This window comes from Streptomyces sp. DvalAA-14, from assembly GCF_900091855.1.
GTDB lineage: Bacteria > Actinomycetota > Actinomycetes > Streptomycetales > Streptomycetaceae > Actinacidiphila.
Genome location: NZ_FMCH01000395.1, coordinates 1 through 12755, shown reverse-complemented (window position 1 = coordinate 12755; position 12755 = coordinate 1). Strand labels below are relative to the sequence as shown.

Here is a 12755-nt window from a genome sequence, read left to right as displayed (position 1 = left end):
GCCGGTCCCCGCCGAGCCGGTCGTGCACGACCTGGGAATCGTCCAACCGCCGCGGCTGGCCGACCGGCACCGCCCGGACCGGCCCGGCGGACCGCCCGAGCCGCCCGAGCGGCGCTGAGCGCCGGCACCCGCTCGGCGCCGTCCCGAGAGCCGCCGCCGCACCCGCGCCCCCGTCCTCATAGACTCGGTACCACCGCCGTGCGTCCATGGCGGCCGGACCTGCACCTGGCACCACCTTTCGCCGAAACGGGAGAGCCCCACCGTGACCGACACCGCCCTGTCCGAGCGCAGCGCCGATGTGATCGTCGTCGGCGCCGGGCCCGCCGGTTCGACGACCGCCTACTACCTGGCGAAGGCCGGACTCGACGTACTGCTGCTGGAGAAGACCGCGTTCCCGCGCGAGAAGGTGTGCGGTGACGGCCTCACCCCGCGCGCGACCAAGCAGCTGGTCTCGATGGGCATCGACATCTCCGAGGAAGCGGGCTGGCTGCGCAACAAGGGCCTGCGGATCATCAGCGGCGGCCTGCGGCTGGAGATGGACTGGCCGGAGCTGGCCGCGTACCCGAACTACGGCCTGGTCCGCAGGCGCGAGGACTTCGACGAACTCCTCGCCCAGCAGGCGGTGAAGGCCGGCGCCCGGCTGTACGAGCGCTGCAACGTCGGCGCCCCGATCATCGAGGAGCGCACCGGCCGGATCACCGGCGTGCAGGCCAAGCTCGGCGAGGAGAAGACCCCGGCCGCGTTCTACGCCCCGCTGGTGGTCGCCGCCGACGGCAACTCCACCCGGCTCTCGCTGGCGATGGGCCTGCACCGCCGCGAGGACCGGCCGATGGGCGTCGCGGTCCGCACCTACTTCACCTCACCCCGGCACGAGGACGACTACCTGGAATCCTGGCTGGAGCTGTGGGACCGGCGGGGCCCGCAGGCCCGTCAGCTGCCCGGCTACGGCTGGATCTTCGGCCTCGGTGACGGTACGTCCAACGTGGGCCTGGGCATCCTCAACTCCTCGGCGGCCTTCCGCGAGCTGGACTGGCGCGAGGTGCTCAAGGCGTGGGTCGGCTCGATGCCCGAGGACTGGGGCTTCACCCCGGAGAACATGACCCAGCCGATCCGCGGCGCGGCCCTGCCGATGGCGTTCAACCGGCAGCCCCACTACACCCGCGGCCTGCTGCTGGTCGGCGACGCGGGCGGCCTGGTCAACCCGTTCAACGGCGAGGGCATCGCCTACGCCATGGAATCCGGCCAGATCGCCGCCGACGTCATCACCCAGGCCCACGCCCGCGCCACCGCCCCCCAGCGCGAACTGGCCCTGGCCAACTACCCGCGCATCCTCAAGGAGACCTACGGGGGCTACTACACGCTGGGCCGCGCCTTCGTGAAACTCATCGGCAACCCCAAGGTCCTCCAGCTGTGCAGCCAGCGCGGCCTCACCCACCCGATGCTGATGCGCTTCGCCCTGAAACTGCTCGCCAACCTCACCGACCCCACCGGGGGCGACGCGATGGACCGCATCATCAACGGCCTGACCAAAATCACCCCGCGGGCCTGACCGGAGGCCCGCCCGGCCCGGGCGGGAGACCACCACGAGGGTCCGCCCGGGTCGCCGATCCACACGGAATGGTCCATCCCGGCCGTGACGGTCGCCCCGAACGCCGCCACGCCCGCCGGGAAGTCGCCGGGATCGAGCCGTACCACCGGAAGCCGGCGTGTGTGCAGTTCGCCGATGACCAGATCGGCGGTGGGATCGTCGAGTCGCGTCACCACCAGGACCGCTCGCCCGTCGCCGCCGACCCCGGCGCCCTCAGTCACTGTGGACGGGGAACGGGGGCGCGCACGGTCCGTGAACGACGGCCCAGACGACCTTTCCCGGCCCGCCCGGCTGCGGGGCGGTGCCCCACCGCCCCGCGGTGACGGCGTCGACGATGAACAGACCCCGCCCCTGTTCGTCCGAGTCGCCGGCGGTGACCAGGGCCGGCCGCACCTCGCCCCGGGCGTCGTGCACTTCCAGCAGGATTCCCCCGGGCACGGGCGTGAAGCTCGCGCCGATCGACCTCCCCTGCACCCGCCCGTACTTCTGCGCGTTCGTCATCAACTCGGACAGCACCAGCGACGCCTGGTCGCTCAACTCCGTCAGCCGCCAACCAGCGAGAGCGTCGGCCAGCGCATGCCGGGCCAGACGCACGCCCCTGGCCGTGGCGGGCCAGAGTTTCTGGGGAGGGGTGTAGGGGACGGGCGGAGGGGCCGCCGGGTCCGTGTCGATCACAACCGCTACCGCTGTTCCCATGATGTGCAGCCCTTCTTCGTGCCTGATCTGTCGTCCGAGTCGGCCGGGTGCTTGGTCGCTCTGCGAGATCAAGCACTGACCTTCCGCACTCAAGATCGGGCACCGCACCCTACGATCGATAGGGGATAGCGAGTGACAAATCAGAAGGCACACGGAGGAGTTGACCTATGGCCATGGCTTACGGGGAATGGCTCAGGGACGCCCGGAAGAAAGCCGGCCTCACGCAGCAGGAGTTGGCCGTCGACGCGACCATGACCCGTTCGCACATCGCGCATATCGAGGCGGGGCGGCGTTGGCCGTCCGAGGACGACGCCAAGCGGCTGGATCTGGCGCTGAACACGGGGAACGTGCTGTCCAGCTTCCTGCCGAACAGGGACGGAAGGCCGGTCGGCAGCCACTTCGAGACCGCCCGGCAGCTGGAGCAACAGGCCACGATGTTGCGCGAGTTCGCCCTGTCGTATGTGCCGGGCATTCTTCAGACAAAGGCGTACGCGCGTGCGGTGCTGAAGGTCGGGTTTCCCCCACTGAGCGACGAAGAGCGTGACAGCGCCGTCGTCACACGGCTGGAGCGAGCCCGTCTGCTGGACGACCCGGTGACACCGATTGTGTGGGCTCTGTTGGACGAAGCCGTGTTGCGGCGGCCCGTCGGCGGGCCCGACGTCATGGCCGAACAGCTCACGCATTTGGCGGACCTTGTCGAATGCGAGCGGATCCGTGTCCACGTGATGCCGTTCGGCATTGGGGCGCACCCGCTGCTGATGAGCATGGCCACCCTCATGTGGTTCGAGGACCAGCCCCCGATCACCTACGTCGAAGGACTGCACACAGGCAAGGTGCATGACTCCCCAGCGCTGGTCCAACGCTTCCAGGGCACCTACGATCTTGCGCTAGGCGATGCGTTGCCGTTGAAGGAGTCACTTGCCCTCTTGCGGGCCACAGCGAAGGGTTACGGACATGAAGGCCACTGAGACCGTCATCCCGACGGCTTCCGCACTCACCGGGTGGCGGAAGTCGAGTTACAGCGGCTCGGACGAGGGCAGCTGCGTCGAGGTCGCCGACGGCTACGCCGGCGTCCCGGTGCGGGACTCCAAGGACCCGCAGGGTCCGGCGCTGGTGTTCCGGGTGGAGGCGTGGGCGGCGTTCGTCGGCGCGGTCAAAGCGGGGAGCTTTTCCTTCTGACGGGGCCCGGGGGTCGCTTACGATCACCGGGTGGTCAAAGGTGTGATGTTCGACTTCTCCGGCACGCTGCTGCGGATCGAGTCGACCGGGGAGTGGCTCGGCGCGGTGCTGGCGGAGAGTGGAGCGGCCCCGGACGCGGCCGAGTTCACCGAGCAGGTCCGGCGGCTGACCGAGTTCGGCGCGCTGCCGGGCGGGTCGAACCCGCGGGAGGTGCCCGCGCATCTCGAAACGGCCTGGCGTGAGCGGGACATGGGCGCGGATCAGCACCGCGCCGCGTACAGCGGGCTGGCTCGGGCGGCCGGGCTGACGCGGTGGGCGGAGGCGCTGTACGACCGGCACATGCTGCCCGCGGCCTGGCGGCCGTATCCGGACACCGGCCCGACGCTGCGGGAACTGCGCCGACGGGGCGTCCCGGTGGCCGTGGTGAGCAACATCGGCTGGGACCTGCGGCCGGTCTTTCGCGCGCACGGTCTGGACCCGCTGGTCGACACCTACCTGCTCTCCTACGAACTCGGCGTCCGCAAGCCCGACCCGGCGATCTTCACCGCCGCGTGCGAGCGGCTGGGCCTGGCGCCCGCCGACGTCCTGATGGTCGGCGACGACCGGGGGGCCGATGGCGGCGCCGCCGCCGTCGGGTGCCCGGTGCACTTCGTCGACCATTTGCCGGTCGACCGCCGGCCGGCCGGACTGGCGCCGGTACTGGGGCTGGTCGGCTGACCGGTTGCCGGGCCCGGTCGACGGTTGACCCGCCGGCCGGCCGCCCCGCTGATCCGGAGCGTAAGCCCAGCAATGCCGTATATCGGGCGCAGGGTCGCCATGGGCTCCCCCGGGTGGAGGCCACGGCGGCCCTGCGCCCGAAGTTGTGCGGTGCCCGCGCTTCGGGAGGGCGGCTCGAGGGCCTGCGCTCCGGATACGCCTCGGCAGCCGCGAGGCGGGCTCAGATGGCCCGCACGGCCCAGTCGGGCTCGTAGTCGACCAGGTTCTTGATGCCGACCGGGCTGGAGGGGTTGGCCGCGTCCAGGTACTGGCCGTTGCCTATGAAAACGCCCACGTGGTACGCGCTGCCCTCGCCACCCCAGAAGATGAGGTCGCCGGGCTGCAGGGCGCTGAGGGACACCGGGGTGCCGAAGGTGGACTGCTCCTCGGAGGTGCGCGGGATGGTGATCCCGATCGAGGCGAAAGCGGCCTGGGTGAGGCCGGAGCAGTCGTACGAACTCGGTCCGGTGGCGCCGTAGACGTACGGCTTGCCGATCTGGGCCTTCAGGAAGGCGATCAGCTGATCGGCCTTGCTGGAGGAGGCCGCGGCCACGGTGGGGGTCGCCGTGGGCGTGGCGGCCGCCGTGGTGGCGGCGGGAGCGGCGGTGGAGACCTTGGCGGCCACCGGGGTCGCCGGGGTCGCCGCCTGGGCGGCGGCGGCCTTCGCGGCGGCGGCCTTGGCCGCCGCGGCGCGCTCCTTGGCGCGCCAGGCCGCCTTACGGGCAGCCGCGGCCTTGGCGTCGGCGGCCCTCTTGGCCGCCTTGGCGTCCCTGGCCGCCTGTGCGGCGGCCTGTTCCTGCGCTGCGGTCAGCTGCGCGGTGATCGCGCCCTGCTCGAACGCGGCGGCGGCCTGCTGGGCGCCGTTCGCGAGCGTGAGGGTGGCGGTCGGCGCCGTGTCGTTCGTCGTGGAGGTGTGCGTGTTGTCGGCCATGGCCGGAGCGGCCGCGCCGCAAAGAGCGAGCGCGCTGACGACACCGCCGACGAGTCCGGCCCGGCGGACCCATGTGAGGTCACTGGGCGCCGCGTGCCGTCGGCGGCGGGTATGGCTGGGCGAATCGGACGTATGCGTCCGGAGCTGGTTCTGTGACATGCGCTCTTGGCTATCAGGAACCTATGGTTCCGTTCAACAAAGGTGTGATGCGCCACACTTGACGTGTTCACGGCCCAATTGACCGTTTTACGATCTTGTTTGTCGGGTGCTTTGAACCGTTTTCACCGCCCTGGTCGGCTATGCGCTCGTGCACGCGTTCACGCGCGTGAACAGAGGGTTGTGGCCGTCCGCCGACCGGGTCGCGCCGCGCTATCACGAGGATTCCGTCCGAGGCCAATTTGCCTCCGCGCCGTGCCGCTTGATAGTGCGCCAGGCCGGTTGACCAGCGGTAATACCGGGGGTTATGGCGTGCCGTGATCGGTTGGGACGCATCCGCCACCTGATCGACGCTCATCGGACGACATGATCGTCCCCCGGGTGGTGGAGATCACAAAGGTCGTGCCGTACCCCGTGTCGCAGATCACAGACCGGGAGGCATAGGATGCAGGCGACTTGGGCTTGTGAACTGCCTCACATAGACGCGATCTTCGCGGCGATGTGGCGCCGGGCGCCTCCCAAATCACGGTCCGTACATGTCAGTCATTGTCGACTGGAAGGAGCGGGGGACGGTGAACGCATACGCGCCCATCCTCGTGCTGGGAGGCATCGCGGCCGGCTTCGCGGTCTTCTCCGTTTTCATGGCCTCGATCATCGGGCCGAAACGGTACAACCGGGCCAAGTTGGAAGCGTACGAGTGCGGTATCGAGCCGACCCCGCAGCCGGTCGGCGGCGGTCGCTTCCCGATCAAGTACTACCTGACGGCGATGCTCTTCATCGTCTTCGACATCGAGATCGTCTTCCTCTATCCCTGGGCCGTCACCTTCGACCGCCTGGGGATGTTCGGGCTCGTGGAGATGCTCCTCTTCGTGCTCACCGTCTTCGTCGCATACGCCTATGTATGGCGGCGTGGCGGGCTGGAATGGGACTAGGGGACTGGGACTAGGGACCGAAGGGGACCAGGAGCCAACGCATGGGTATCGAAGAGAAACTGCCGAGCGGATTCCTGCTCACATCCGTGGAGACCGCGGCGGGATGGGTACGTAAGGCGTCGGTGTTCCCGGCCACCTTCGGACTCGCCTGCTGCGCCATCGAGATGATGACCACCGGCGCGGGGCGCTACGACATGGCCCGGTTCGGCATGGAGGTCTTCCGCGGCTCGCCGCGGCAGGCCGACCTGATGATCGTGGCGGGCCGGGTGAGCCAGAAGATGGCCCCGGTGCTGCGGCAGGTCTACGACCAGATGCCGAACCCCAAGTGGGTCATCTCGATGGGTGTCTGCGCGTCCAGCGGCGGGATGTTCAACAACTACGCGATCGTGCAGGGCGTCGACCACGTCGTGCCCGTCGACATCTATCTGCCCGGCTGCCCGCCGCGGCCCGAGATGCTGCTCGACGCGATCCTCAAGCTGCACGAGAAGATCCAGCACGGCAAGCTCGGCGTGAACCGCGTGGAGGCCGCCCGCGAGGCGGAGCAGGCAGCCCTGAAGGCGCTCCCCACCATTGAGATGAAGGGCCTCCTGCGGTGAGCGACTCCTCCCCCGACACCCCGAAGACCCCGAGCGCCCCGGGCGCCCCGAGCACCTCGCAGACCCCTGCGGCGCCCGCCGGCCCGAAGGCCGCCGACGCCGCCAAGGCCGGCAAGGCCGCCGACGCCGGCAACGGTTCGCACGGCACCACCGCCGACAGCCTGCCCAGCCAGCGCGGTGAGAGCGCCGGCGAGGTCATCGGCGTCCGCCGCGGCATGTTCGGCGGGGCCGACAAGAGCGGCGCGGGCGACACCTCCGGCTACGGCGGCCTGGTCCGTACCGTCCGGCTGCCCGGCGCCAGCACCCGCCCCTACGGCGGCGCCTTCGACGAGATCGCCGACGAACTGGAGGGCGCCCTGGAGGAGCAGGGCCTGCCGCCGGCCGAGGCGATCGAGAAGACCGTGGTGGACCGCGGCGAGCTGACCTTCCACATCGCCCGCGCGCACCTGCTCCAGGTCGCGACGACACTGCGGGACGACCCGGCGCTGCGCTTCGAACTGTGCACCGGCGTCAGCGGGGTGCACTACCCCGGTGACCAGGGCCGCGAACTGCACGCCGTCTACCACCTGCGCTCGATCACCCACACCCGGGTGATCCGCGTCGAGGTGAGCGCTCCCGACGCCGACCCGCACATCCCCTCGCTGGTCGCGGTCTACCCGACCAACGACTGGCACGAGCGCGAGACGTACGACTTCTTCGGGATCGTCTTCGACGGGCACCCGGCGCTCACCCGGATCATGATGCCGGACGACTGGCCCGGCCACCCGCAGCGCAAGGACTACCCGCTCGGCGGTATCCCCGTCGAGTACAAGGGCGCCCAGATCCCGGCTCCCGACCAGCGGAGGTCGTACAGCTGATGAGCAGCACACAGAGCACCCCCCACGCTCCCGCCCAAGCGGAGGAGCGGGAGACCACCGAGGGACGGGTCTTCACCGTCACCGGCGGCGACTGGGACGAGCTGGCCGAGTCGGTCGGCCGCGCCGACGACGAGCGGATCATCGTCAACATGGGTCCGCAGCACCCGTCCACGCACGGCGTGCTCCGGCTGATCCTGGAGATCGACGGCGAGACGGTCACCGAGGCCCGCTCCGGCATCGGCTATCTGCACACCGGCATCGAGAAGAACATGGAGTACCGGACCTGGGTCCAGGGCTCCACCTTCGTGACCCGGATGGACTACCTGACCCCGCTGTTCAACGAGACGGCGTACTGCCTGGCGGTGGAGAAGCTGCTCGGCATCACCGAGCAGGTGCCCGACCGCGCCACCGTCATCCGCGTGCTGCTGATGGAGCTCAACCGGATCTCCTCCCACCTGGTGTGCATCGCCACCGGCGGGATGGAGCTGGGCGCCACCACGATCATGATCTACGGTTTCCGCGACCGCGAGATGATCCTGGACATCTTCGAGCTGATCACCGGCCTGCGGATGAACCACGCCTATGTCCGGGTGGGCGGCCTCGCCCAGGACCTGCCGCCCGGCGCGGTCGACCAGGTGCGGGAGTTCGTGAAGAAGTTCCGCAAGAACCTGCCCGAGTACGACAAGCTCGCCACCGGCAACCCGATCTTCAAGGGCCGGATGCAGGACGTCGGCTACCTGGACCTGACCGGCTGCATGGCGCTGGGCGCCACCGGGCCGATCCTGCGCGCCGCCGGACTGCCGTACGACCTGCGCAAGGCGGAGCCGTACTGCGGCTACGAGAACTACGAGTTCGAGGTGCCGACCGCCGACACCTGCGACTCCTACGGCCGTTTCGTCGTCCGGCTGGCCGAGATGCACGAGAGCCTGCGGATCGTCGAGCAGTGCCTGGACCGGCTGGCGCCGGGCCCGGTGATGGTCGAGGACAAGAAGATCGCCTGGCCCGCGCAGCTCGCGCTCGGCCCGGACGGGCTCGGCAACTCGCTGGACCACATCAAGAAGATCATGGGCACCTCGATGGAGGCCCTGATCCACCACTTCAAGCTCGTCACCGAGGGCTTCCGGGTACCGCCGGGACAGGCCTACGTCGCGGTGGAGTCCGCCAAGGGCGAGCTGGGGGTGCACGCGGTCAGCGACGGCGGCACCCGCCCCTACCGGGTCCACTTCCGCGACCCCTCCTTCACCAACCTGCAGACCATGGCCGCGATGTGCGAAGGCGGCCAGGTCGCCGACGTCATCGTCGCGGTGGCGTCCATCGACCCCGTGATGGGAGGTGTCGACCGATGACGGACACGTCTGTCGCCCGGGGGCAGAGCCCCTCGGCCCCGAAGGCGCCGAAGACCCCGGTCGTCCCGGTCACCGTGACCACCCCGACAGCCCTGGGCATCCCCGCGCTGCCCGCGCCGGACTTCCCGGCCGAGGTACGGGCCCGGCTGGAGGCCGACGCCAAGGAGGTGATCGCCCGCTACCCCGGCTCGCGCAGCGCCCTGCTGCCGCTGCTGCACCTGGTGCAGTCCGAGGAGGGCTTCGTCTCCCGGACCGGTATCCGGTTCTGCGCCGAGGTGCTGGACCTGACCACCGCCGAGGTCACCGCGGTCTCGACCTTCTACTCCATGTACCGGCGCAAGCCCTCCGGCCAGTACCAGGTCGGGGTGTGCACCAACACGCTGTGCGCGGTCATGGGCGGCGACGCCATCTTCGAGGAGCTCCAGCAGCACCTCGGCGTCGGCAACGACGAGACCACCGAGGACGGCAAGGTCACCCTCGAACACATCGAGTGCAACGCGGCCTGCGACTACGCCCCGGTGGTGATGGTCAACTGGGAGTTCTTCGACAACCAGACCCCGCAGTCCGCCAAGCAGCTGGTCGACGACCTGATCGCCGGTCAGGAGGTCAGCCCGACACGGGGCGCGCCGCTGTGCACGTACAAGGAGACCTCCCGCATCCTGGCCGGGTTCCCCGACCGGCGCGAGGGCGCGGTGGCGGCGACCGGCGGCGCCGGACCGGCCTCGCTGGCCGGGCTGAACCTGCACCGCGAGGACGCGTCGTCGGGCCGGCCGGCCGGCCGCCCCGGTGAATCGGCCGGGGGCGGATCCGCGCGGCAGGGCACTGCCGACGGACCCGGGACGTACGACACCCCGACCTCGCCCTCGCCCGCCCAGCACCCCAGCTCGCACGACGCCCCCGGGCAGACCGCCGCCTCCGACCCGGCCCACCCGGCGGACCCGGTCGCGGACAACGGCAACGGCCGTGGTGGCGGCGCCGGCGGCGGCACGGGCAACGGCAACGGCACCGGCACCGAGGGGAAGGGCGCGTGATGACCGTCGAACCGGCCGAGAAACTGCTCGCGCCCGTCCTGTCGGCCTTCTGGGACGACCCGCAGTCATGGACGCTGGACACCTACCTCCGGCACGAGGGCTACGAGGGCCTGACCAAGGCGCTCGCCATGGCCCCCGACGACCTGATCGCCTATGTGAAGGACTCCGGGCTGCGCGGCCGCGGCGGCGCCGGCTTCCCCACCGGGATGAAGTGGCAGTTCATCCCGCAGGGCGACGGCAAGCCGCACTACCTCGTCGTCAACGCCGACGAGTCCGAGCCCGGGACCTGCAAGGACATCCCGCTGCTCTTCGCCAACCCGCACTCCCTCATCGAGGGCATCGTGATCGCCTGCTACGCGATCCGCTCCAGCCATGCCTTCATCTACCTCCGCGGTGAGGTCGTCCCCGTCCTGCGCCGCCTGCACGAGGCGGTCCGCGAGGCGTACGAGGCCGGCTACCTCGGCAAGGACATCAAGGGCAGCGGCTTCGATCTCGAACTCACCGTGCACGCCGGCGCCGGCGCGTACATCTGCGGTGAGGAGACCGCGCTGCTGGACTCCCTGGAGGGCCGGCGCGGCCAGCCGAGGCTCCGGCCGCCCTTCCCCGCCGTGGAGGGGCTCTACGCCTGCCCCACCGTGGTGAACAACGTGGAGTCGATCGCCTCGGTTCCCGCGATCATCCAGCGCGGCAAGGACTGGTTCAAATCGATGGGCAGCGAGAAGTCCCCGGGCTTCACGCTCTACTCGCTGTCCGGCCATGTCGCCCGCCCCGGCCAGTACGAGGGCCCGCTCGGCATCACCCTGCGCCAGCTGCTCGACCTCAGCGGCGGGATGCGCCCCGGCCACCGGCTGAAGTTCTGGACGCCCGGCGGCTCCTCCACCCCGATGTTCACCGACGAGCACCTCGACGTCCCGCTGGACTACGAGGGCGTCGGCGCGGCCGGCTCCATGCTCGGCACCAAGGCGCTGCAGTGCTTCGACGAGACGACCTGCGTGGTGCGGGCCGTCACCCGCTGGACCGAGTTCTACGCCCACGAGTCCTGCGGCAAGTGCACGCCGTGCCGCGAAGGCACCTACTGGCTCGTCCAGTTGCTGCGCGACATCGAGGCCGGCAAGGGCCGCCCCGAAGACCTCGACAAGCTCAACGACATCGCCGACAACATCAACGGCAAGTCCTTCTGCGCGCTGGGCGACGGAGCCGCCGCCCCGATCTTCTCCTCCCTGAAGTACTTCCGCGCGGAGTACGAGGAGCACATCGAGCGCAAGGGCTGTCCCTTCGACCCGGCCCTCTCCACCCTCTGGGCCGACAAGTCCCGTACGGAGGCCCACGCGTGACCATCACTACCAGCGCACCCTCCTCGGGGGGAGCGGCGGTGCCCCCGGAAGACCTGATCGCCGTCACCATCGACGGCATCGCGATCTCCGTTCCCAAGGGCACCCTGGTCATCCGGGCCGCCGAGATGCTCGGCATCGAGGTGCCGCGCTTCTGCGACCACCCGCTGCTCGACCCGGTCGGCGCCTGCCGCCAGTGCATCGTCGAGATCGAGGGACAGCGCAAGCCCGTCGCCTCCTGCACCATCACCTGCACCGACGGCATGGTGATCTCCACCCAGCTCTCCTCGCCGGTCGCCGAGAAGGCGCAGCGCGGCGTGATGGAGCTGCTGCTGATCAACCATCCGCTGGACTGCCCGGTCTGCGACAAGGGCGGCGAGTGCCCGCTGCAGAACCAGGCGATGCAGGTCGGCGACCCCGACACCCGCTTCGAGGGCCGCAAGCGGACCTACGAGAAGCCGGTGCCGATCTCGGCGCAGGTGCTGCTGGACCGCGAGCGGTGCGTGCTGTGCGCGCGCTGCACCCGCTTCAGCAACCAGGTGGCCGGCGACCCGATGATCGAACTGCTGGAGCGCGGGACGCTGCAGCAGGTCGGCATCGGTGAGGGCGACCCCTTCGAGTCGTACTTCTCCGGCAACACCATCCAGATCTGCCCGGTGGGCGCGCTGACCTCCGCCGCCTACCGCTTCCGCTCCCGGCCCTTCGACCTGGTGTCGTCGCCGTCGGTGTGCGAACACTGCGCCGGCGGCTGCGCCACCCGCACCGACCACCGCCGCGGCAAGGTGATGCGCCGGCTGGCCGGCAACGACCCGGAGGTCAACGAGGAGTGGCTGTGCGACAAGGGCCGCTTCGGCTTCCGCTACGCCCAGCGGCCGGACCGGCTCAGCCACCCGCTGATCCGCAACGCCGACGGTGACCTGGTCGCCGCCTCCTGGCCGGAGGCGCTGGCCGCCGCGGCGGCCGGCCTGGCCACCGCGCACGGCCGGGCGGCGGTGCTGACCGGCGGCCGCCTCACCGTCGAGGACTCCTACGCCTACGCCAAGTTCGCCCGCGCGGTGCTCGGCACCAACGACGTGGACTTCCGGGCCCGCGCCCACTCCGCCGAGGAGGCCGACTTCCTGGCCGCCCGGGTGGCCGGCCGCGGACACGACCTGGACCGCTCGGGAGTCACCAACCGGCTGCTGGAGAAGGCGCCGACCGTCCTGCTGGCCGGACTCGAAGCCGAGGAGGAGGCCCCCGGGGTCTTCCTGCGGCTGCGCAAGGCCAACCGCAAGTTCCAGCAGCAGACCTACGCGCTCGCCACCCACGCCAGCCGCGGCCTGGACAAGGCCGGCGGCATCCTGCTGCCCGCCGCCC

The 12755-nt window shown here is 70.5% G+C and carries 14 protein-coding genes; 11 read left to right on the top strand and 3 right to left on the bottom strand.

Annotated elements, in window-relative coordinates; translation table 11 throughout:
• Nucleotides 1-262: 262 nt before the first annotated feature.
• On the top strand, nucleotides 263-1549 hold the full coding sequence (locus GA0115240_RS21075; protein WP_093738513.1) for a geranylgeranyl reductase family protein: 1287 nt from the start codon (nucleotides 263-265) through the stop codon (nucleotides 1547-1549).
• 252 nt (nucleotides 1550-1801) lie between these two features.
• Here GA0115240_RS21075 and GA0115240_RS21070 read toward each other — a convergent pair whose 3' ends face one another.
• Complete coding sequence (locus GA0115240_RS21070) at nucleotides 1802-2284, bottom strand: ATP-binding protein (protein WP_141708914.1); 483 nt, start codon at nucleotides 2282-2284, stop codon at nucleotides 1802-1804.
• Nucleotides 2285-2451: 167 nt separating this feature from the next.
• Here GA0115240_RS21070 and GA0115240_RS21065 point away from each other — a divergent pair, with 167 nt between their 5' ends.
• The 3 genes from GA0115240_RS21065 to GA0115240_RS21055 are packed head-to-tail and all read left to right on the top strand — an operon-like array spanning nucleotide 2452 to nucleotide 4180.
• Nucleotides 2452-3252, top strand: coding sequence for a helix-turn-helix domain-containing protein (locus tag GA0115240_RS21065; protein ID WP_093738509.1), 801 nt, complete (start codon nucleotides 2452-2454; stop codon nucleotides 3250-3252).
• On the top strand, nucleotides 3239-3463 hold the full coding sequence (locus GA0115240_RS21060) for a DUF397 domain-containing protein (protein ID WP_093738507.1): 225 nt from the start codon (nucleotides 3239-3241) through the stop codon (nucleotides 3461-3463). The genes GA0115240_RS21065 and GA0115240_RS21060 overlap by 14 nt, the downstream gene beginning before the upstream one ends.
• Nucleotides 3464-3493: 30 nt before the next feature.
• A complete protein-coding gene (locus tag GA0115240_RS21055) occupies nucleotides 3494-4180 on the top strand; it encodes an HAD family hydrolase (RefSeq protein ID WP_256069909.1) in 687 nt (228 codons plus the stop codon).
• Nucleotides 4181-4400: 220 nt separating this feature from the next.
• On the opposite strand, the gene GA0115240_RS21050 is transcribed toward GA0115240_RS21055, so the two are convergent.
• Entirely contained in the window at nucleotides 4401-5150 is a 750-nt protein-coding gene (locus GA0115240_RS21050; protein ID WP_237555068.1) for a C40 family peptidase, read from the bottom strand.
• A 226-nt stretch (nucleotides 5151-5376) separates the two neighbouring features.
• Nucleotides 5377-5664 carry a hypothetical protein gene (locus GA0115240_RS36270; protein ID WP_141708913.1) on the bottom strand — a complete coding sequence of 96 codons (288 nt, stop codon included), beginning with the start codon at nucleotides 5662-5664 and terminating at the stop codon, nucleotides 5377-5379.
• Between the two features lie 214 nt (nucleotides 5665-5878).
• Here GA0115240_RS36270 and GA0115240_RS21045 point away from each other — a divergent pair, with 214 nt between their 5' ends.
• The 7 genes from GA0115240_RS21045 to GA0115240_RS21015 form a co-directional block, all read left to right on the top strand.
• The gene (locus GA0115240_RS21045; RefSeq protein ID WP_093738501.1) at nucleotides 5879-6238 is read left to right on the top strand and encodes an NADH-quinone oxidoreductase subunit A; all 360 of its coding nucleotides are present in this window, start codon (nucleotides 5879-5881) and stop codon (nucleotides 6236-6238) included.
• Nucleotides 6239-6279: 41 nt separating this feature from the next.
• Nucleotides 6280-6834 carry a NuoB/complex I 20 kDa subunit family protein gene (locus tag GA0115240_RS21040; RefSeq protein ID WP_093738499.1) on the top strand — a complete coding sequence of 185 codons (555 nt, stop codon included), beginning with the start codon at nucleotides 6280-6282 and terminating at the stop codon, nucleotides 6832-6834.
• Complete coding sequence (locus tag GA0115240_RS21035) at nucleotides 6831-7691, top strand: NADH-quinone oxidoreductase subunit C (RefSeq protein ID WP_093738497.1); 861 nt, start codon at nucleotides 6831-6833, stop codon at nucleotides 7689-7691. Before GA0115240_RS21040 ends, GA0115240_RS21035 begins: the two co-directional genes overlap by 4 nt.
• Complete coding sequence (locus GA0115240_RS21030; RefSeq protein WP_093738495.1) at nucleotides 7691-9037, top strand: NADH-quinone oxidoreductase subunit D; 1347 nt, start codon at nucleotides 7691-7693, stop codon at nucleotides 9035-9037. Before GA0115240_RS21035 ends, GA0115240_RS21030 begins: the two co-directional genes overlap by 1 nt.
• A 98-nt stretch (nucleotides 9038-9135) precedes the next feature.
• Entirely contained in the window at nucleotides 9136-10068 is a 933-nt protein-coding gene (gene nuoE / locus GA0115240_RS21025) for an NADH-quinone oxidoreductase subunit NuoE (RefSeq protein ID WP_256069910.1), read from the top strand.
• The gene (nuoF, locus tag GA0115240_RS21020; protein WP_093738491.1) at nucleotides 10068-11402 is read left to right on the top strand and encodes an NADH-quinone oxidoreductase subunit NuoF; all 1335 of its coding nucleotides are present in this window, start codon (nucleotides 10068-10070) and stop codon (nucleotides 11400-11402) included. Before nuoE ends, nuoF begins: the two co-directional genes overlap by 1 nt.
• Nucleotides 11399-12755, top strand: a 1357-nt coding sequence (locus tag GA0115240_RS21015) for an NADH-quinone oxidoreductase subunit G (RefSeq protein ID WP_141708912.1), incomplete at its 3' end; no start/stop codon positions are given. The genes nuoF and GA0115240_RS21015, both read left to right, overlap by 4 nt.